This window comes from Rhizobium sp. CBN3, from assembly GCF_030518245.1.
Classification (GTDB): Bacteria; Pseudomonadota; Alphaproteobacteria; order Rhizobiales; family Rhizobiaceae; genus Rhizobium; species Rhizobium aethiopicum_A.
Genome location: NZ_JAULSE010000007.1, coordinates 1 through 17,923 on the forward strand (window position 1 = coordinate 1; position 17,923 = coordinate 17,923).

21 protein-coding genes are annotated in these 17,923 nt (G+C 61.1%); 13 read left to right on the top strand and 8 right to left on the bottom strand.

What is annotated here, in order from left to right; translation table 11 throughout:
- From QWJ46_RS12525 to QWJ46_RS12545, 3 genes are all read right to left on the bottom strand, one after another.
- On the bottom strand, nucleotides 1-494 hold a 494-nt coding region (locus tag QWJ46_RS12525; RefSeq protein ID WP_302751407.1), incomplete at its 3' end, for a transposase.
- Nucleotides 495-960: 466 nt separating this feature from the next.
- Nucleotides 961-1,980: a GlxA family transcriptional regulator gene (locus tag QWJ46_RS31260; protein ID WP_041678677.1), complete on the bottom strand. Its 1,020-nt coding sequence runs from the start codon at nucleotides 1,978-1,980 to the stop codon at nucleotides 961-963.
- A gap of 282 nt (nucleotides 1,981-2,262) precedes the next feature.
- On the bottom strand, nucleotides 2,263-2,463 hold the full coding sequence (locus QWJ46_RS12545) for a hypothetical protein (RefSeq protein ID WP_064803254.1): 201 nt from the start codon (nucleotides 2,461-2,463) through the stop codon (nucleotides 2,263-2,265).
- Between the two features lie 415 nt (nucleotides 2,464-2,878).
- On the opposite strand from QWJ46_RS12545, the gene paoA reads away from it, so the two are divergent.
- The 7 genes from paoA (at nucleotide 2,879) to QWJ46_RS12580 (ending at nucleotide 8,922) form a co-directional block, all read left to right on the top strand.
- Entirely contained in the window at nucleotides 2,879-3,517 is a 639-nt protein-coding gene (paoA, locus tag QWJ46_RS12550) for an aldehyde dehydrogenase iron-sulfur subunit PaoA (protein WP_302751408.1), read from the top strand.
- A complete protein-coding gene (locus QWJ46_RS12555; RefSeq protein ID WP_302751409.1) occupies nucleotides 3,514-4,464 on the top strand; it encodes a xanthine dehydrogenase family protein subunit M in 951 nt (316 codons plus the stop codon). The genes paoA and QWJ46_RS12555 overlap by 4 nt, the downstream gene beginning before the upstream one ends.
- A gap of 3 nt (nucleotides 4,465-4,467) precedes the next feature.
- Entirely contained in the window at nucleotides 4,468-6,666 is a 2,199-nt protein-coding gene (gene paoC, locus QWJ46_RS12560; RefSeq protein WP_302751410.1) for an aldehyde oxidoreductase molybdenum-binding subunit PaoC, read from the top strand.
- Nucleotides 6,667-6,675: 9 nt separating this feature from the next.
- Nucleotides 6,676-7,596 carry an XdhC family protein gene (locus tag QWJ46_RS12565; RefSeq protein ID WP_302751411.1) on the top strand — a complete coding sequence of 307 codons (921 nt, stop codon included), beginning with the start codon at nucleotides 6,676-6,678 and terminating at the stop codon, nucleotides 7,594-7,596.
- A complete protein-coding gene (locus QWJ46_RS12570; protein ID WP_302751412.1) occupies nucleotides 7,596-8,240 on the top strand; it encodes a nucleotidyltransferase family protein in 645 nt (214 codons plus the stop codon). Before QWJ46_RS12565 ends, QWJ46_RS12570 begins: the two co-directional genes overlap by 1 nt.
- Before the next feature lie 183 nt (nucleotides 8,241-8,423).
- On the top strand, nucleotides 8,424-8,657 hold the full coding sequence (locus QWJ46_RS12575) for a DUF2171 domain-containing protein (protein WP_184457822.1): 234 nt from the start codon (nucleotides 8,424-8,426) through the stop codon (nucleotides 8,655-8,657).
- Nucleotides 8,658-8,736: 79 nt separating this feature from the next.
- The gene (locus QWJ46_RS12580) at nucleotides 8,737-8,922 is read left to right on the top strand and encodes a DUF3008 family protein (RefSeq protein WP_302751414.1); all 186 of its coding nucleotides are present in this window, start codon (nucleotides 8,737-8,739) and stop codon (nucleotides 8,920-8,922) included.
- 48 nt (nucleotides 8,923-8,970) lie between these two features.
- Here the strand turns inward: QWJ46_RS12580 and QWJ46_RS12585 are convergent, their stop codons facing one another.
- Entirely contained in the window at nucleotides 8,971-9,684 is a 714-nt protein-coding gene (locus tag QWJ46_RS12585; RefSeq protein ID WP_302751415.1) for an MgtC/SapB family protein, read from the bottom strand.
- 239 nt (nucleotides 9,685-9,923) lie between these two features.
- On the opposite strand from QWJ46_RS12585, the gene greA reads away from it, so the two are divergent.
- A complete protein-coding gene (gene greA, locus QWJ46_RS12590; RefSeq protein WP_184457826.1) occupies nucleotides 9,924-10,406 on the top strand; it encodes a transcription elongation factor GreA in 483 nt (160 codons plus the stop codon).
- Nucleotides 10,407-10,537: 131 nt separating this feature from the next.
- A complete protein-coding gene (locus QWJ46_RS12595) occupies nucleotides 10,538-10,897 on the top strand; it encodes a hypothetical protein (RefSeq protein WP_368046082.1) in 360 nt (119 codons plus the stop codon).
- 65 nt (nucleotides 10,898-10,962) lie between these two features.
- On the opposite strand, the gene QWJ46_RS12600 is transcribed toward QWJ46_RS12595, so the two are convergent.
- Nucleotides 10,963-11,856 carry a LysR family transcriptional regulator ArgP gene (locus QWJ46_RS12600; protein WP_302751417.1) on the bottom strand — a complete coding sequence of 298 codons (894 nt, stop codon included), beginning with the start codon at nucleotides 11,854-11,856 and terminating at the stop codon, nucleotides 10,963-10,965.
- Between the two features lie 100 nt (nucleotides 11,857-11,956).
- Here QWJ46_RS12600 and QWJ46_RS12605 point away from each other — a divergent pair, with 100 nt between their 5' ends.
- Entirely contained in the window at nucleotides 11,957-12,565 is a 609-nt protein-coding gene (locus QWJ46_RS12605; RefSeq protein WP_302751418.1) for a LysE/ArgO family amino acid transporter, read from the top strand.
- 60 nt (nucleotides 12,566-12,625) lie between these two features.
- Here the strand turns inward: QWJ46_RS12605 and QWJ46_RS12610 are convergent, their stop codons facing one another.
- The gene (locus tag QWJ46_RS12610; protein ID WP_302751419.1) at nucleotides 12,626-12,838 is read right to left on the bottom strand and encodes a hypothetical protein; all 213 of its coding nucleotides are present in this window, start codon (nucleotides 12,836-12,838) and stop codon (nucleotides 12,626-12,628) included.
- A gap of 113 nt (nucleotides 12,839-12,951) precedes the next feature.
- Between QWJ46_RS12610 and QWJ46_RS12615 the strand changes: the two genes are divergently transcribed.
- Both QWJ46_RS12615 and QWJ46_RS12620 read left to right on the top strand, forming a co-directional pair.
- Nucleotides 12,952-13,851, top strand: a complete 900-nt coding sequence (locus QWJ46_RS12615) for a LysR family transcriptional regulator (protein WP_184457834.1) — start codon at nucleotides 12,952-12,954, stop codon at nucleotides 13,849-13,851.
- A 99-nt stretch (nucleotides 13,852-13,950) separates the two neighbouring features.
- Nucleotides 13,951-14,106 (top strand): entericidin A/B family lipoprotein, encoded by a 156-nt coding sequence (locus QWJ46_RS12620; protein ID WP_011425752.1) that lies wholly within the window; start codon nucleotides 13,951-13,953, stop codon nucleotides 14,104-14,106.
- A gap of 44 nt (nucleotides 14,107-14,150) precedes the next feature.
- Here QWJ46_RS12620 and QWJ46_RS12625 read toward each other — a convergent pair whose 3' ends face one another.
- Nucleotides 14,151-14,498: a hypothetical protein gene (locus QWJ46_RS12625; protein ID WP_184457836.1), complete on the bottom strand. Its 348-nt coding sequence runs from the start codon at nucleotides 14,496-14,498 to the stop codon at nucleotides 14,151-14,153.
- Nucleotides 14,499-14,530: 32 nt separating this feature from the next.
- The gene (locus tag QWJ46_RS12630; RefSeq protein ID WP_302751424.1) at nucleotides 14,531-15,529 is read right to left on the bottom strand and encodes a glycine betaine ABC transporter substrate-binding protein; all 999 of its coding nucleotides are present in this window, start codon (nucleotides 15,527-15,529) and stop codon (nucleotides 14,531-14,533) included.
- A gap of 644 nt (nucleotides 15,530-16,173) precedes the next feature.
- Between QWJ46_RS12630 and QWJ46_RS12635 the strand changes: the two genes are divergently transcribed.
- The gene (locus QWJ46_RS12635; RefSeq protein WP_302751426.1) at nucleotides 16,174-17,628 is read left to right on the top strand and encodes a cobyric acid synthase; all 1,455 of its coding nucleotides are present in this window, start codon (nucleotides 16,174-16,176) and stop codon (nucleotides 17,626-17,628) included.
- The last annotated feature ends 295 nt before the right edge of the window (nucleotides 17,629-17,923 follow it).

The following is a 17,923-nucleotide window of genomic DNA, read 5'->3' on the forward strand; positions in this document are numbered from 1 at the left end:
CGGGCGACCTCGCGCAGGTGACGGCGTTTGATCGCCTCCGACAATGCGGTCTCGGCAAAGGTCTTGACCAGCGCGATCTGCTGCTCGATCTGTTCCAGATAGGTCAGTTCGACGGCCAACTTGTCGAAGCGTGCATCCGGCAGCGCCGGCAACTGCTCCAGACTTGCCGTGAAGAGCGCAATCAGTGCGGCATCGAGCCGATCGTTCTTGGCCCGCTTGAGCCGGCTCTTGGCGAAGAATCGCAGTTGCGCCGGCTGTAGACGCGCCGCTGGCCGCTTGCCGGCCCGCAGATGCGCCAGCAGCCGCCATTCGTAGCCGCCAGAGGCTTCGAAGCCGATGCGGCTGACGTCATGCTCTTGAAGAAAGGCATCAAGCACCTTCAAGCCGTCGGGGTCATAAGTGACCCTCAGCCTTCCCTTGCTGGGATGGAGGGCAATGTCGAGATGGCTTTTGCCGACATCGATTCCGGCACAGATCATGCTATTATCGGTCACCTTCGTCGTCCCTGTCTTGGATACGAACCCCAAGGTTCCTGCAACCACACGGGCCAGATGAAGAGCCGGTTGCGATCCTGCTCCCCACAGCCCCAAAACGGCTAAGAAGGTGACGATCCGACAACCAGCTGCCGGGCGGGCGGCCACCCGCCCGGCAAGCATCAATATCCTATATTTTTCTCATCCAAGAAGGTGCCCGTAGGGCGGATGAGGGCGCCGCGGCGCCGGTCTTCAACAATGCCTATGGCACAACGGCCAGGGATTTCCGCCCGCGTGCCGGGATAGGTTACGATGGAAAGGCTGGTCCGTGTGGCCCCCTCATCCGGCTGCCGCCACCTTCTCCCCGCTGGAGAGAAGAGGATATGCCGCGCCGTCTCCGACCTTCGACCGCTCTCGAATAACACGTCCTCTCGCGCGGAGGCAGATGCTCGGCGCAAGCTGAGCACCACGAACGAGTAGTCGAAGCTCAAGCCGCAACAGCCTGTCTTGCCGTCGCCATGGTCATCTTGCGCTCGGCGCGTTCCTGCTGTGGCGAGCGGTGGTAGAGTTCGCGATAACACTTGGAGAAATGCGAGGCCGAGACGAAGCCGCAGGCGACGGCGACCTCGACGACGGGCATCGAGGACTGCACCAGCAGGTGTCGCGCACGGTCAAGGCGAATTTCCAGATAGTAGCGGGCCGGCGAACGGCCCATCTCCTGGCGGAACAGCCGCTCGATCTGGCGGCGGGAGAGGCCGGCGCCATCGGCGATCTCGATCAGCGACAGCGGCTCGGCGAGATTGCCTTCCATCAGCTCGATAATCGACAGGACCTTGGCGTTCTGCACGCCGAGACGGGCGCGCAGCGGCAGGCGCTGGCGGTCGTGCGGGTTGCGCACGCGGTCGGTCAGGTGCTGTTCGCAGATGCGGTTGACGAGGCTTTCGCCGAAATCCTCGCCGATCAGGTTCAGCATCATGTCGAGCGAGGCGGTGCCGCCGGCGCAGGTATAGAGATTGCCGTCGACCTCGTAGAGGTCGGCATAGACCTCCGCCTGCGGAAAGGCTTCGGAAAAGCCGGGCAGGTTCTCCCAGTGGATGGCGCAGCGCTTGCCGTTCAGAAGACCGGCCTGCGCAAGCACATGCGCGCCCGTACAGAGGCTCCCGACAGCGACGCCGCGATTGTAGCATTCACGCAGCCAGGCATTAACGGATTTGTTGTTGAATTCCTCGATATCGATGCCGGAACAGACGAGCACCATGCCGGGACGGTTTTCGCCGCCCAGATGCCGGCGTTCCTCGGCAAGCGAGGAATTTGCCTCGATGCCGATGCCGCAGGAGGAATAGACCTTCTCTCCGTCGACCGACGCGAGCCGCCAGGTATAGGCCTGATAGCCGAGCATGCGGTTGGCGATGCGCAAGGTGTCCACCGCTGCCGAAAAGGGCAGCATGGTGAATTGCGGTACCATAAAGAAGACCAGTGAGCGCTTCTTGATCTGCATCCTGTTCATAGCGAAATCCATGCTCGAGGGGCGATGACATATTCGTTGCGCGGAATGCGTCGCGCCGATGTCCTAAAAGCGACAGTGGCATGGAAAAATGCGGCCGGGAAGAGCAAATATGCGACATTGACCGGAATTTGACCGGTCATATCGCCGGTCGGAGCAGAAAACAGGCTTATAGGCGACTGAAATTCAGGGCTGAAGACGGCTGGGAACGGCACGGCGGGCAGGAAAAAGGCGGCGTTGCGCGAGGCAGACGCCGCCCTCATCTCAGGAGGAATGTCGCATTCATTACATGGTCCGGTGTTTGCTGTCGTCGGTGCTCGGCCAGCCGATATCCTTGCGGACGTCAAACGGCATGGCTTCGATTTCACGGGCGGTCCGCCAGCGTGTCCAGGCAAGCACGAGCTTGTGGGCGTAATGGCCCAGATCAAAGCGGCCTTCGCCGGAGGTGAGGGTCTTGCCACCACCCCGATAGGTGAGCGTGGTCATTATCCAGTTCCTTTCCTGGGTCAGGGGCATGGTCGTCGATGGGAGGCTCGTCCATGTCCACGCTGTTAATATGGGCTTCGTCGACCTATCATTCAAACGAATAGAGCTTATGGATAGCATCAACGATATTGAATGATCTCGGCGCCTTCCGATAATGGCCTCACGGCTCCCACCTGTCGGGAATGAGGACAGCTGGCGACCTTGCGAAACGACGTGCGCTTACACTCCAGGTTCATAAATCGAACGTCTCGCTGCGCGTCGGCGGCGAGGCCGACTTCACGGATTTATGAACCTGACAGATAGGTCTTAGCGACGAACGGCACCTAATCTTCTTGAGCAGATGCACTACGTCCTAGCGCGGCGCTGAGCTTTCGGGCCTTGCCCCTCACTCCCGATAAATCCCAACGGAGCGGACATGCCGAACCACAGTCAACTGGAACTTTCCCGCCGAGATTTGCTTATCTCGTCGGCCGCCACGGTCGTCGTCACGGGGACTGCGAGAGGTAGCGCGGCTGCCCAACCGTCCGGAGACACGATGAAGCATTCAACGTCGGTCTCGCTTGCGGTCAATGGCGAGCGGCACGAAATCGAAGTCGACAACCGCACCACCTTGCTCGACGCCCTCCGCGAGCATCTGCACCTGACAGGAACCAAGAAGGGGTGCGACCACGGCCAGTGCGGTGCATGCACGGTCATGGTCGAAGGTCGCCGTATCAACTCCTGTCTGACGCTTGCAGTCATGCACGATGGAGACGAGATCACCACCATCGAGGGACTGGGGAAGCCAGGCGATCTTCATCCCATGCAGGCCGCCTTCGTGAAGCATGACGGATTTCAGTGCGGCTATTGTACGCCCGGCCAAATCTGTTCGTCGGTCGCCGTCCTCGAGGAGATCAAGGCCAACATTCCAAGCCATGTCACCGGGGATCTGACTGCGCAGGCACAGCTGACCGCCGCCGAGATCCGCGAGCGCATGAGCGGCAACATCTGTCGCTGCGGCGCTTACTCGAACATCCTGGACGCCATCTCTGAAGTCGCGGGGATCAAAGCATGAGAGCCTTCACCTTCGAGCGACCCTCTACAATCAAAGCGGCGGCCAAAGCGGCTGCCGCCAATCCGGAAGCGAAGTTCATCGCGGGCGGGACGAACCTTCTCGACCTGATGAAGCTCGAGATCGAAACGCCGACCCATCTGATCGATGTCAACGGCCTCGGCATGGACAAGATCGAGCCGACGACGGAAGGCGGCGTTCGTATCGGAGCGCTCGTGCGCAATACCGACCTTGCCGCCAACGAAACCATCCGGCGGGACTACGGTCTGCTTTCTCGTGCACTTGTCGCAGGTGCCTCGGGGCAGCTCCGCAACAAGGCGACAACTGCCGGGAACCTTCTGCAACGCACGCGCTGTCCGTATTTTTACGACACCAATCAGCCCTGCAACAAACGGCAGCCGGGCAGCGGCTGCTCCGCCATCGGCGGGTTCAGCCGACAGCATGCCGTGGTTGGGGCGAGCGAATCCTGCATCGCCACCCATCCGAGCGACATGGCGATCGCGATGCGTGTTCTCAACGCCGTGGTCGAAACGGTCAAGGCCGGCGGCGAGGCACGGTCGATTCCGATCGCCGAATTCTATCGCCTGCCCGGAGACACGCCGCATATCGAGAATGTCCTCGAGAGAGGCGAAATCATCACGAGTGTCGTGCTTCCACCGCCGCTCGGCGGAAAGCACATCTACCGAAAGGTCCGCGACCGGGCTTCCTACGCCTTCGCGCTTGTCTCCGTCGGGGCGATCATTCAGCCAGACGGGAAGGGAAGGGTCGCCCTGGGAGGCGTCGCCCACGAGCCGTGGCGGGTGGAGGACGCGGAGGCCGATCTTCCGAATGGAGCGAAGGTTGTCGCGAGCGGACTGATGGCAGGGTCTCGGCCCACCGAGCAGAACCGTTTCAAGGTCGAACTTGTCGAGCGCACTCTCGGCGCGGTCATCGCAGAAGCAAGGGGGTGAGCCATGGAGTTCAACACGCCAGCGACCACAAATCCGATCGACCAACTCAAGGTGGTCGGACAGCCGATCCACCGAATCGACGGTCAGCTCAAGACGACGGGAAGGGCGATATATGCCTACGAGTGGCACGACGCCAATGTTCCCTATGTCTACGGATATCCGGTCGGCGCATCGATCGCTAAGGGAAAGATCAAATCCATTGAAGTCACTGCCGCCAAAAGGGCGCCCGGCGTACTCTCGGTTGTGACGACGCTTGACGTAGGCGACCTCGGCAAGGGAAGGTTCAATACCGCGAAGCTGTTCGGCGGCGACGAGATCCTGCACTATCATCAGGCGATCGCCGTGGTGGTGGCCCATTCTTTCGAAGAGGCGCGTGCTGCCGCGGCCCTCGTCAAGGTCGATTACGAAAAGCAGCCTGGCGCCTTCGACCTCGCCGCCGCCATGGGTTCGGCGGTCAAGCCTCACGAGTCGCAGGAGCCCGATACTGCTGTCGGCGACTTCGACGGCGCATTCAAATCCGCGCCCGTCACTCTCGATGAGACCTACACGACGCCGGACCAGTCCCATTCGATGATGGAGCCGCACGCCTCGATCGCGCTCTGGGAAGGAGACGAGCTCACCGTGTGGACGTCGAGCCAGATGATCGACTGGTGGCGTAGCGACCTCGCAACGACGCTCGGCATCGACAAGCAGAAGATCCACCTGATGTCGCCGTTTGTCGGCGGCGGATTTGGCGGCAAGCTTTTCCTGCGGGCCGACGCTGTTCTCGCCGCCTTCGGCGCCAAGGCCGTCGGACGTCCGGTCAAGGTGGCCCTGCCGCGGCCGTTCATGGCGAACAACACAACTCACAGACCTGCGACGAGACAGCGAATCCGCATCGGCGCTGACCGCGATGGGAAGATCACGGCGATCGCGCATGAAAGCTGGTCGGGAGATCTTCCGGGCGGCGGGCCGGAAACGGCGGTGAACCAGACGCGGCTGCTTTATGCAGGAGCCAACCGGATGACCGCGATGCGGCTTGCGACGCTGGATCTTCCTGAAGGCAATGCGATGCGTGCGCCCGGCGAAGCGCCCGGGCTTATGGCGCTTGAGATAGCGATCGACGAGATGGCCGAGAAGCTCGGCATGGATCCGATCCAGTTCCGGATTATCAACGACACCCAGGTCGATCCGGAGAAGCCGGAGCGTCCGTTCTCGCAGCGCAATCTGAACGGCTGCCTGACACTCGGAGCAGAACGATTCGGGTGGAGCCAACGACCAAAGATCGGGTCGCGCAGGGAAGGAAACTGGCTGGTCGGCATGGGTGTCGCCGCCGCCTTCCGCAACAACCTCGTATTGCCGTCCGGCGCACGCGTGAAGCTCGACCGCGAGGGCGTCGTCACCGTCGAGACCGACATGACCGACATCGGGACCGGCAGCTATACGATCATCGCGCAGACCGCTGCGGAGATGATGGGGGTCGGCGTGGACAAGGTCGCCGTGCAGCTTGGTGACTCCCGCTTCCCTGTGTCGGCGGGCTCCGGCGGGCAGTTCGGCGCAAACTCATCGACGTCGGGTGTCTACGCCGCGTGCGTCAAGCTTCGCGAGGCAGTCGCCGGCAAGCTCGGTTTCAACTCCGACGACGTCGTGTTCGAGAACGGCCAGGTCCGCTCCGGCAGCCGCACCGTGCCTCTGGCCGAGGCGGCCGGCGATGAAGGACTTGTCGGCGAAGATACGATGAACTGGGGCGATCTGACGAAGACGCATCAGCAGTCGACCTTCGGCGCACACTTCGTCGAAGTCGGCGTTGACGTTGCGACAGGTGAGACAAGGATCCGCCGAATGCTCGCTGTCTGTGCCGCCGGCCGAATCCTCAATCCGATTACTGCCCGCAGCCAGGTCATCGGTGCGATGACGATGGGAGCCGGTGGGGCACTCTCGGAAGAGCTTGCCGTCGATACTCGCCATGGGTTCTTCGTCAATCATGACCTTGCAGGATACGAAGTTCCGGTCCATGCGGATATCCCGCACCAGGAGGTGATCTTCATGGACGAGGCGGATCCGATGTCGTCGCCGATGAAGGCCAAGGGCGTCGGCGAACTCGGTCTCTGCGGCGTGTCCGCTGCGGTCGCCAACGCGATCCACAATGCCACGGGCATCAGGGTTCGGCACTACCCGATCACGCTTGACAAGCTGATCGGCGGACTGCCCGACGTTGCCTAGGGCGATCGCATGATACAGACCGCGCTTTTTCTCCCTACACCGGTCCGGGCAGCCTCGACCGACGATCCTGGGGAGATTTTGTCCTTCCTCGCCGCTGTCGCAAACGACGGCGGCGAGGTTGCCCTCGCGACGCTCGTCGAAATCCGGGGAGGGGCGGCGCGGGCGCTCGGATCACAGGTCGCAGTATCCTCGGACGGGAGGTATTGCGGATACGTCTCCGGCGGATGCGTCGAGGCAGCAGTCGCATCCGAGGCAATCAAGGCGATTGCCGAGGGGCGCGACCGCGTGATCAAGTATGGCGACGGTTCGCCATACTTTGACATTGTCCTGCCCTGCGGCGGAGGCGTCACGATCGTCATCCATGTCATGCGCGGGCTCGGGCAAATCCACAGTGTGCTTGATACTCTCGAATCGCGTGGGGCGGCCGCACTCCGATATTCACCAAGCCGCCAGCGCGTCGAGGGAGCGGAACCTCCAGCCCGCTCGGGCTGGTACGGCGAGGACTTCGTTACCGTTTATCGTCCTCGGACGCGGATCGTGGTTTCCGGAGAAACCATCGAGGCGGAGGCGGTAGCCGCTGTGGCGAGAGCGTCCGGATACGACGTCGTTATGCGAAACGGATCCGGGCGTGACCTCGCTGACGCGATCGATGAATTTACGGCAGTGGTCATGCTGCATCATGACCTTGATGCCGAGGAGCAGATCCTCGGCACCGCCATGCGTTCGGCCGCATTCTATATCGGCGCACTCGGCAGCACTCGCACGCACAAACGGCGGCAAGATCGGCTTCGCGACCTCGGCTGGTCACCGTCCGAGATCGACCGGATAAAAGCGCCCATCGGCTTTTTCGGGCCGACGAGGGATGCAAGTTCGCTTGCCTTGTCGGTGCTTGCCGATGTCGCTGCCAGCCGCTTGTCGGCATACGGCTGATGGCTGCCGGGATCATTCCAGCTCTCCAGGTTGCCGTCGTTATCCTGGCGGCAGGGAGATCAAGTCGAATGGGCAAAGGAGAGGATCACAAACTGCTTGCGACTTTCGACGGCGTCCCTCTGGTTCGAAAGTCCGTCCTCAACGCGTTGGCCTGCCAGTGTTCCCGCGTTTACGTCGTCACCGGCTACAGGCACGACGACGTGCTTGAGGCGATCGGTGATCTGCCGGTCGAGGTGGTGCGCAACGAGGACTATGCATCGGGCATGGCGGCATCCTTGCGGCTCGGAGCGGCGCGTGCGCAAAAGGATAGGCCCGACGGCATCGTGATAACGCTTGCCGACATGCCTGCGATAACCGATCGGCATCTCGACATGCTCATCGATGCTTTTCGCAGGAACGGCGGCGCTCATGTGGTGCGCGCCGTTGCGAATGGATCGCCGGGCAACCCGGTGATCCTTCCCCGTCTTTTGCTGGATGCCATTCAGGGTCTCGAAGGTGATGTCGGCGCGCGCCGCTTGATTGACGGTCATGACGTACCCCGCGTCGAGGTGGAAATCGGCGAGGCGGCTCTCATCGACGTCGATACCGTCGAGGAGTTGCATGCCGCGGGAGGGGTTCTCCCCATTCGAGGGTACCCTCGATGACACCGTCGTTCCTGAGGTAAGGTCAGCTGAAAAGTGAATCTTCAATCGCATAGCCGTGCCAATTTCGTTGCCTCGGATCTTGTGCCGACAGTCACAATACGGTTCACGGCAAGATGGCTTGGAACCAACTCCGCTCCCCATCGTTGGCGCTTGGTAACTGCCAATGATGCAAAGGAGGAAACGATGATTTCCGCAGATCAGATCCGTGAACATATGGAAGTGCGGGCTGCCGACGGCGCTCACGTTGGAACGGTGGATCAGCTTGACGGTCCGACCCGCATCAAGCTGACGAAAACCGACTCGGAGGACGGCAAACATCATCTGATTCCGCTCGATTGGGTCGATCACGTCGACGCCCATGTTCACCTGTCGAAGAATGCCCGGGATGTCCGCAGCCAGTGGGCCACAATCAATTGAGGAGTGAGGGGCTGCGGCTCAGGCCGCAGCCCCGTCCCGCAAGGAGCCCCATTCCTCGTCCGGACGAGAGGAGATCGAAATGCCAGCCAAATCCAAGGCCCAGCAGAAGGCGGCAGGTGCCGCACTTTCAGCCAAACGCGGAGAGACGCCCAAGAAGGAACTCAGGGGCGCTTCGAAGCAGATGGAAGAATCCATGAGTGAAAAACAGCTGGAGGAATTCGCGTCGACCAAGACCAAGCGCAAACCCGAGCATGTCTCCAAATGATCGGGCAAGAGCCCGCGAGACCTATGTCAGAGCCCGCGAGACCTACGTCTAGGTCGAAAGCATGGAAAATCCTGCGACGTGATAGGCCTCTGAAAGGGCATCGAAAATCGCGCGGGCGGAGCCGTCACGGTCTTTGGCCATCCAGCGCAGTTCGAACGTGACACCAGGGCGGCCCTCGCTGGTCTGCCCGAAAGAAACGAACTGGGCAGTGCAACCCAGCGGCCCAAGCACCTCCGACAATTCCGGCAGCTCGGCTTCGGAACTGTGAATGACGAGTGTTGCCTTCTGTTCGCAACGCAGCCACATATCCAGCTGCTTCATCGGCGACAAGACGATGAAGGCGACGGCGGTCGCCACCGTCCCGGTCAGGACCTGGCCGCCGCCGAAGCAGAGACCGACGACGGTCATGAACCACATGGTCGCGGCCGTGGTGACGCCGGTCATCGTGTCTCCACGCCTCAGGATCGCGCCGCCGCCGATAAAGCCGACGCCCGTCAGTACGCCCAGGGGAAAGCGCAGCACGTCCATCTGCGTGAAATAACTAAAAGTTTTTCCGTAGGTCGATAGAAGGAGGTTTGCCTGGATCATCGCCAGGCAGGCGGCAAGAGCCACCAGGATCGTGGTCCTGAAGCCCGCCGGGTGACCACCGCGCTCGCGATCGAGGCCGATGAGGCCGCCCGCGACCACCGTCAGTATGATCCGTAAGGCGATCTCCCACCAGCTTGGCGTCAGCGGCATCGCATCCGTCAGGAATGAAGGCATGGTCTGATCCTGACTGTGTTGCCGCTCTTTCGCTGCCGGCCGGGCATTCGTTCCTCCTGCGCTACAGTGCATCCGGATGAGATAAACGCAATGTCGGCCCGGACGTTCCCGGAACGCCAGGGCCGTTGGCGTTTGCAACAGGGCAAGATTGGCAGTTTGTCAGCCTTCGGTGTATGGTTCCGGATGGGACAATCCCCACTAACCATAAGAGCGCGTAGCGTCTAAAACGGAGTCATTGATTGGCCGTCGCCTTCACCAAGGAAGAGAGTTTCGAAACCGCTTCGGAAACCCTGTTGCCGGACCGGCCAATTTCGCCGCATCCCAACCTCGTCACGGAAGCGGGATTGAGGGCTCTCGAACTGCAGTTTCAGCAGGCGCGCGCGGCCTATGATGCGACGAGCACCATCGAAGACATAAACGAACGGCGGCGCCAGGGTGCCAATCCTTTACGTGATCTCCGATACTTATCGGCCAGACTTCGCACGGCCCAGCTCATGCCTGACCCACCGTCAGCCGACGTGGTTGCCTTTGGTAATACGGTCACTTTCAGCCGCGACGACGGGCGCGTGCAGACTTATCGGCTCGTCGGAGAAGACGAAGCAGATCCCAAGGCGGGATCGATTTCCTACGTCTCTCCGGTGGCGCGGCTGCTGATGGGCAAGGCTGTCGGCGATGTGGTGGAGACAGGCGGCCAGGAGCTGGAGGTTATCGCCATTTCCTAGAGAAGATCGTCAAAATTTGCCGAGTTCGGAACGCTAAGACTATTTTCACAAAAAACGGTACCGCCTGGTACTTTATTTATCGGACGTTTACTCGCCGTGGACTAGAAGGTGACGTTCCGTCATCGAAGGTCATGTTCATGGTCAGTCCAATTTCCAGTTCTGCATCCACCATCCTGAGTTCAGCCGCTTCGACCTCGTCTTCCGGTTCATCTGAACAACTTGCCTCTCTTGAGGCGCAACTTGCCGAACAGCAGGCAGCCCTGTCGCAGACGCAAGACGAGCAGGAAAAGGCGACGATCGAAAAATCGATCGAGACGCTGGAAGCCAAGATTGCCAAGCTCGAATCCAGCGAGAGCAGCGAAACTCAGTCGTCTGCCGCATCGAAGCCCGTCGGCGAAGCTCCGAAAGAACTTTCGGGCGAAAGCCAGCGGATCGGCACCAAGAATTTCGACGAAACCAGCGAGTTCGGCAGCCGCACGGCCTATGTGTGATCGCTCCAACCGACTAAATCCCTCTGCCGGGGCGAAGCCTGGAGGCGAGGCATGCCTGACGGCAATTAGAGACGGCGCTTCGCCACGGCGACGACTTCGCGCGTCAACTCCGCCAGGCGGTCGGCGGCGAGGCGGTTTATCTGCCAGTAGAGTGGGACGTCCAGCGGCGTGTCGGCAACAAGTTCGACGAGCCGCCCCGATGCGAGATGATCGCGGGTGAGCTGGGTCGGGTTCATTCCCCATCCCATGCCGGAAAGGGTGGCTTCGACAAAGCTTTGCGGCGAGGGCAGCCAATGTGTGGGGTAGTCCAGATCTTGGCCGAAGGTTTGCCTTACCCAACTGCTCTGAAGCCTGTCCTTTTGATTGAAGGTCAGGGCCGGAGCGTTGCGGATCGCCTCCGATGTCACGCCGTCCGGGAAGTGACGGGCGACAAAATCGGGTGTTGCGGTGGCATTGTAACGAAGAGTGCCAAGCGCGAAACGCCGGCATCCCCGGATCGGCCTCTCCAGACTGGTGACGGCTGCGATCACCCGTCCGCGCTGCAGCCATTCGGCGGTGTGATCCTGGTCGTCGACGGCGACATTCAACAGATAGGACGAGGTTTTGGAAAAATTCGACATCGCCTCCACGAACCATGTGCCGAGGCTGTCGGCGTTGGTTGCGATCTGTAGCGTGACCCTTTGGCGTGGCTCGTCGGAATCGACGAGAGCCGGCAGCTGCCCGAAAAGCTCGGCCTCCAGCATGCCGACATTCTCGATGTGACGACAGAGCCATTCTCCCTTTTCGGTCGCCGTACAAGGGGTGCCCCTGGCGATCAGGATGACGCCGAGGCGTTCTTCGAGCTGCTTCACCCGCTGCGAGACAGCCGACGGTGTCACGTTCAACACGGTCGCCGCCCTTTCGAAGCTGCCGGTCTGGACGACGGTTGCAACGGCGCGAAGAGCGGGATAATCGAGCATGGATTAGTTTCGCTTAATCAGGATAAGACAGATTAATTAGACTAATCCAACTTCAGGCGATACCGCAACTGCATCGAAGCTGAGAGCGGTTGCCGAAACGATGAATTTTTCGATTTATGTCACGGGCCTGATGATGGGCCTCAGCCTGATCGTCGCGATCGGCGCGCAGGATGCCTTCATCCTTCGCCAGGGCCTGCGCAATGAACATGTCCTCGCCGTCTGCCTCACCTGCGCGCTGTCCGACGCCGTACTGATTTTGCTCGGCGTGACCAGCCTCCGGCAGATTGCCGGATTGCTGCCCTGGCTCGATCCGGTCATGCGCTACGGGGGAGCCGCGTTTCTGGCTTGGTACGGAGCCAAGAGCCTTTATTCCGCCTTACGGTCGTCCGCTGTGCTCACAGCTACGGAAGCTGAAACGATAAGCTTTTCCCGGACGCTTGCGACCTGCCTCGCGCTGACCTGGCTTAATCCGCATGTCTATCTCGACACGGTTGTGCTGCTCGGCACGATATCGACGCGCTATCCGGGGCAGCAGGCTTCCTTTGCCGCAGGCGCCGTGACCGGCTCCTTCCTCTTTTTCTTTGCGCTCGGATATGGCGCGAAGCGGCTGCGGCCGATCTTTTCCAGGCCGGCCTCCTGGCGGATGCTCGAGACGCTCGTCGCTGCGACGATGTGGATTGTCGCCTTCAAGCTGATAGGCGGGATGTGAGCCGATCGCCGTGTGAGGCCATCGGCCCGGCGCATGTCAGATCCGAGCCAAAGATCCGCATTATGCGCGCGTTTCCACGAGTCTCAGACCCCGCTTTGGTCGGGCGGTGACGTTAAGGAGCGGCAACTCCATTTCACGCTGGCAGTCAGCCAGCAGATGCGACGGAAATCGCTTCAATTCCCGGAGCGCATGTTCGTGGTTCGCATCCCTGCGCCGTCGTGACTTGAATGCGGAAACGGCCTGTAGGATATTCCAGCTGCTTGATTGCGCCATGTCCAGTCTCCTTTGCTGCATCAGTTCCGATACGCAGACTATGGGGAGCGATTGACATTCAATCAAACAAAATGATATGCGGTTAAAGATCAGAAAAATTGAAAGATGTGACGATGAGCCTTCCCTTTCGCCGTCCCATTCCTTTGCTTGACAACGATGTGCTGCGCACCTTCGTCGCCATTGCCGAGACGGGCAATTTTTCCACCGCCGCCGAAGCGGTGTTCCGCACGCCTTCGGCGGTTTCCATGCAGATCAAGAAGCTCGAGGAGCAGCTCGGGGCGACGCTTTTTTTGCGCGATGCCCGTTCGGTGACGCTGACGCGCCATGGCGAAATGCTGCTCTCCTATGCCCGCAACATCCTGGCGCTGTCGAACGAGGCGGTGTCGCGTTTCATCATGCCGGAGCTCACCGGTGTCGTCAGGCTCGGCGCGCCGGAAGATATCGGCGAGCGGCTGCTGCCGAGAATCCTCAAGAGTTTTGCCGAAAGTTATCCCGGCATCATGGTGGACGTGACGATCGACATGAGTGTCGGGCTGAAGAAGCGCATGGAGGAGCAGAGGCTCGACCTGGCGCTGATCAACTGCGCGACTCGGCCGTTTCCGACCGGTGGCGAAGTGGTGTTCCGCGAGCGGCTGGTCTGGGCCGGCGCAAGGTGCGGTTCGGCGCATCGGCGCGATCCCCTGCCGATTTCGATCTGGGAAGATGGCTGCATCTGGCGGCAGGAGGCACTTGCCCAGCTCGAACGCAACAAACGGCCTTATCGCGTCGCCTATCTCAGCGGCCATACGATGGCGCAACGCGCCGCCGTGCTCTCCGATCTCGCCATCGCGCCGCTGCCGCTCTCCTATGTCAGCGAGGACATGTCGATTCTCGGCCTGCAGGAAGGGCTGCCGGAGCTCGGTTCCTTCGACATCCGCCTGCTGACCGCCTCGCAGATGTCGGGACCGATCGAGACGGTGGCCGACAGCATCCGCAGTGCTTTTGCCGAAAGAGCGAAGGCCGTCGCCGCCTGAGGACCTCTCTCGGTCGCTGAACCTTTTGTTCCCTTGTGCGTTATCGGCGCGGATGGCATGAGTGCCGTTCGGGGTTGATTTCAAACAAGGATATTCGAAATGACGACAACGGCCAAAATTGCCGCAGCCTTCATGGTTCTTCTTGCTCTTTCCTCCTGCGGCAACACGATCCGCGGCATGGGAAAAGATACGGCGAACGCCGTCAACGCCACTCAGGATGCCGGCCGCTCTGTCGACCGCGCTGCGAGGAAGTAATCGGCCGGCAGCTTTGCCGGACTGAAAGGCCATCCGAGGCCGGATCAAGGCACCGGAGGATATGCCTTTTCGAGGCCGCCGGATCGGCTAAGACCGGTCCGGAAGGCTTGGTAGGCGGGATGCTGGCTTGAACGAGCGGTTTCCATCAGCCGTATCTGCAGGCGATCCGGCGCCTCGGCCCCAAGCCACAATCCAAGATTTTCAAGCTTCAGCGAGTTCAGGAAATGCGACTTCGCGGCAAGGTCGAGATGGCGCCGCAGGCCGTCGAGCAGGTTGTCGTCCTGAGCGGCATTTTCCATGAGCAGGGCCAGATATGATTTATCGGCTTCCGACAGCGCGGCGAGCTTTTCCGCAACGGTATCGCGGTCGGGAAAGGGAACGTTGCCTGTCATTCGAATCGTCCGGTCCTTGGCGCCATCTGCCGTTATAAGCTCGCTTTGACTTTTTCGGCTACATCGACCGGCACCCATTTCATCCAAAGCTTCTCGTAATTGCGCAGGAAATAGATCGCGGCATCCTCGTTGCTTTCGCGATTTTCATCCTGCCAGGCGAGCACCTGGTTGATCGTCTCATTGTCCCATTTGCGGGTCTTGAGATAGGTCGTGACAGGTCCGGCGCGGCTGGCGAAAGACCTGGTCATCAGCGTGAAGGCGCGCGAGACCGGATAGGAATTGAGCTCAGGCCTGATACAGCCGGCAACCGCAGTGCAGCGGTCCCATTCGGCCTTGTTGTGACTGACGCCGAAGCTCAGCCGCGTCATGTCGTATTTGCCGAGGATGGCGGTCGGCGCCCAGTAATAACCGAGCCAGCCGATCTTCTTATCGAAAGCTCGGGCGATCGAGGCGTCGAGCCGCTGGGGACTGCCGGTCTCGACAAGTTCGAAGCCTTTTTTGTCGGCGGCGAGGGCCTTGAAGAGGTTGGTGGTCGATATCTGGCAGCTCCAGTCGGCGGGACAGTTGTAAACTGCGCCTTTCGACGGATCATCCTCGGCAGGGAAAAGCTCGGGATGCTTCAGCGCGTCCTCGACCGAGCGAATATCGGGATTGGCGTCGGCAATGAATTTCGGGATAAACCAACCCTCGACCGCGCCATCGGCGAGTATCTCGGCGCCCTGCACCAGCCGCCCGGTGTTGACGGCCTGATCGAGCAGGGCCCTGACGGAATTGATCCAGTATTCCGAAGCGATATCGGGGGTGCCTTTCTCGTTCATCGAGGCGAAGGTCGGAAGGGTGTCGCCGTCGACGATGGTGACGGAGCAGCCGTAGCCCTTTTCCAGGATGATCTTGTCGAAGTTTGCGGCAATGCCGGCCGAGGCCCATTTCATCTCGGCGATCGAAACTTTGCCGCACTCGGCGGCTTCGGCCGGCGCGGTCGCGCTAAAAAGAGCCGCGGCAAAGACGGCCGAAATCAAAAGCGTCTTCATCGTCTTCCCCGAATTGTTCTTAGGCAACGCGCTGCCGAGATTCACCTGGCGGCGATGCCGCAACAGGCGTTTCCCGTTCACGGACGCCGTCCGACCGGCTCCGGCAACGCGTCGCAGACCATATTTCAATGGCATATTTTGTCGAAGCCTACGCGTTCGCTCGCAGAAATCAACCGTCTTCTGCTCGTGATTGCGGTACTAAATTATTGAATTCGAAGAATATAGTTCACGGCTGAAATTTCCCCGGATCGAAAATGGACGCTGTCTGCGAACGCCGGCGCAGTGGTGATGGAAATTTCGCCGAGCAGATCAAAAAAAGTCAAAATTAACATTTGCGTAAGCCTTCAATAACTCTCCGGTAAGAATGTGCCGTTATCAGTTGGGGCGTGGCGGCAACGACCGCTGCTTCTCCGGTTCAGGTAGTGCGTACCGGAGAAAGCGAGCTTCGCCGTGTAGGGGCGAAGACGCCTGAGTTTTCGGCAAACCGCGCAGAGCCAAGGCCATGCGCGGTTTTCGCGCGTTCGCGAGGATGTCCGAAGCCTTGACCCGGGATCGGCGGCCATTGTAGGCCTCCGGCTAGTGCATCGGCCCGAAAATCTGAGCCGATTTTCGGAAGCGCGATGCTCTAGGGAAAGGCGGCCGCCATGGCAAGAGCGATCATGCTGCAGGGAACCGGCTCGGATGTCGGCAAGACGGTGTTGGTGGCGGGTCTCTGCCGGCTGGCGGCCAATGCCGGGCTCGCCGTGCGGCCGTTCAAGCCTCAGAACATGTCGAACAACGCGGCGGTTGCCGATGACGGCGGCGAGATTGGCCGGGCGCAATGGCTGCAGTCGCTCGCCGCCCGCACGCCGTCCTCGGTGCATATGAACCCGGTGCTGCTCAAGCCGCAATCGGAAAGCGGTAGCCAGATCATCGTGCAGGGCAGGGTGTTCGGACAGGCGAAGGGGCGGGATTATCAGCGGCTGAAGCCGCAATTGCTCGGCGCCGTGGTCGAAAGCTTCGAAAAGGTGTCTGCCGGCGCCGATCTCATCGTCGTCGAGGGTGCCGGCTCGCCGGCAGAGATCAATCTCAGGGCCGGCGACATCGCCAATATGGGCTTCGCGACGAGAGCGGGTGTGCCCGTCGTGCTTGTCGGCGATATCGACCGGGGCGGCGTCATCGCCTCGCTGGTCGGCACCAAGGTCATCCTCGACGAGGGCGATCGAGCGATGATCGCGGGCTATCTCATCAACAAATTTCGCGGCGACATCTCGCTGTTCGACGACGGCATCCGCGCCATCGAAGGCTTCACCGGCTGGCCCTGCTTCGGCGTAGTGCCGTGGCTGCAGGCTGCCGGGCGTCTGCCGGCCGAAGACTCGGTCGTGCTCGAGCGGCTGGCGAGAGGCGGTGCCGGGGCGCTGAAGATCGCCGTGCCGGTGCTGCCGCGCATCGCCAATTTCGACGATCTCGATCCGCTGAGGGCGGAGGCGGATGTCGAGCTGGTCTTCGTCCGAGGGGGCGAACGGTTGCCTGCCGATGCGAGCCTCGTCATTCTTCCAGGGTCGAAATCGACGATAGCGGACCTCGCCGATTTCAGAGTTCAAGGCTGGGACCGCGATCTTGCGGCGCATGTCCGGCGCGGCGGGCGGGTGATCGGCATCTGCGGCGGCTATCAGATGCTCGGCCGCATGGTGCATGACCCGCGCGGTATCGAGGGCGGCACGAGCGAGACGCCGGGGCTCGGGCTTCTCGACGTCGAAACCGAGATGGCGCCTGAGAAGACCGTTCGCAACAGCCATGCCCGCTCGACCGAATATGACGCGGTGCTTTCCGGCTACCAGATCCATCTCGGCATCACCCGCGGCCCGGATTGTGTCAGGCCTTCAGCGATCGTCGACGGTGCGCCCGACGGAGCGGTTTCGGCGGATGGGCGGATCATGGGCACCTATCTGCACGGGCTCTTCGGGAGCGATGCCTATCGCGCCCGGCTGCTGGAAAGCTTCGGGCTTTCCGGCGGACAGGAAAACTACCGTGAGAGCGTGGAGCGGGCGCTTGACGAGGTTGCCGGGGAACTGGAGCGCTGCCTGGATGCGCAGTGGTTGGGTGAGTTGCTGAGTTAGGTGCAGCAGGGTGGAAAGAATTTGCTGAGTGTAAGGGCAATGAAGGGCGTGCCGTGCAGCCCCCTCATCCGACCCTGCGGGCCACCGACCGGGGTCGAGCCACTGGTCTCGACCCGTCCTTCGGACCCCGATGGGGAGAAGAGGGGGAGCAAGTTGCCGTCCTTAGTTTCTATCGCAAACGCTTCAAGAGGGCAGGACATAGCCGCGATTCCCTTCTCCCCGGCGGGGAGAAGATGCCGGCAAGCAGATGAGGGGGCCACACGGCACATACCTATATTGTGTATCCAATTCTCTA

What these genes read in the sequence shown, in the direction of transcription:
- QWJ46_RS31260 (WP_041678677.1), bottom strand. Translation starts at nt 1,980, where the DNA reads ATGAACAGGATGCAGATCAAGAAGCGCTCACTGGTCTTCTTTATGGTA.
- QWJ46_RS12545 (WP_064803254.1), bottom strand. Translation starts at nt 2,463, where the DNA reads ATGACCACGCTCACCTATCGGGGTGGTGGCAAGACCCTCACCTCCGGC.
- paoA (WP_302751408.1), top strand. Translation starts at nt 2,879, where the DNA reads ATGCCGAACCACAGTCAACTGGAACTTTCCCGCCGAGATTTGCTTATC.
- QWJ46_RS12555 (WP_302751409.1), top strand. Translation starts at nt 3,514, where the DNA reads ATGAGAGCCTTCACCTTCGAGCGACCCTCTACAATCAAAGCGGCGGCC.
- paoC (WP_302751410.1), top strand. Translation starts at nt 4,468, where the DNA reads ATGGAGTTCAACACGCCAGCGACCACAAATCCGATCGACCAACTCAAG.
- QWJ46_RS12565 (WP_302751411.1), top strand. Translation starts at nt 6,676, where the DNA reads ATGATACAGACCGCGCTTTTTCTCCCTACACCGGTCCGGGCAGCCTCG.
- QWJ46_RS12570 (WP_302751412.1), top strand. Translation starts at nt 7,596, where the DNA reads ATGGCTGCCGGGATCATTCCAGCTCTCCAGGTTGCCGTCGTTATCCTG.
- QWJ46_RS12575 (WP_184457822.1), top strand. Translation starts at nt 8,424, where the DNA reads ATGATTTCCGCAGATCAGATCCGTGAACATATGGAAGTGCGGGCTGCC.
- QWJ46_RS12580 (WP_302751414.1), top strand. Translation starts at nt 8,737, where the DNA reads ATGCCAGCCAAATCCAAGGCCCAGCAGAAGGCGGCAGGTGCCGCACTT.
- QWJ46_RS12585 (WP_302751415.1), bottom strand. Translation starts at nt 9,684, where the DNA reads ATGCCTTCATTCCTGACGGATGCGATGCCGCTGACGCCAAGCTGGTGG.
- QWJ46_RS12595 (WP_368046082.1), top strand. Translation starts at nt 10,538, where the DNA reads ATGTTCATGGTCAGTCCAATTTCCAGTTCTGCATCCACCATCCTGAGT.
- QWJ46_RS12600 (WP_302751417.1), bottom strand. Translation starts at nt 11,856, where the DNA reads ATGCTCGATTATCCCGCTCTTCGCGCCGTTGCAACCGTCGTCCAGACC.
- QWJ46_RS12605 (WP_302751418.1), top strand. Translation starts at nt 11,957, where the DNA reads ATGAATTTTTCGATTTATGTCACGGGCCTGATGATGGGCCTCAGCCTG.
- QWJ46_RS12610 (WP_302751419.1), bottom strand. Translation starts at nt 12,838, where the DNA reads ATGGCGCAATCAAGCAGCTGGAATATCCTACAGGCCGTTTCCGCATTC.
- QWJ46_RS12615 (WP_184457834.1), top strand. Translation starts at nt 12,952, where the DNA reads ATGAGCCTTCCCTTTCGCCGTCCCATTCCTTTGCTTGACAACGATGTG.
- QWJ46_RS12620 (WP_011425752.1), top strand. Translation starts at nt 13,951, where the DNA reads ATGACGACAACGGCCAAAATTGCCGCAGCCTTCATGGTTCTTCTTGCT.
- QWJ46_RS12625 (WP_184457836.1), bottom strand. Translation starts at nt 14,498, where the DNA reads ATGACAGGCAACGTTCCCTTTCCCGACCGCGATACCGTTGCGGAAAAG.
- QWJ46_RS12630 (WP_302751424.1), bottom strand. Translation starts at nt 15,529, where the DNA reads ATGAAGACGCTTTTGATTTCGGCCGTCTTTGCCGCGGCTCTTTTTAGC.
- QWJ46_RS12635 (WP_302751426.1), top strand. Translation starts at nt 16,174, where the DNA reads ATGGCAAGAGCGATCATGCTGCAGGGAACCGGCTCGGATGTCGGCAAG.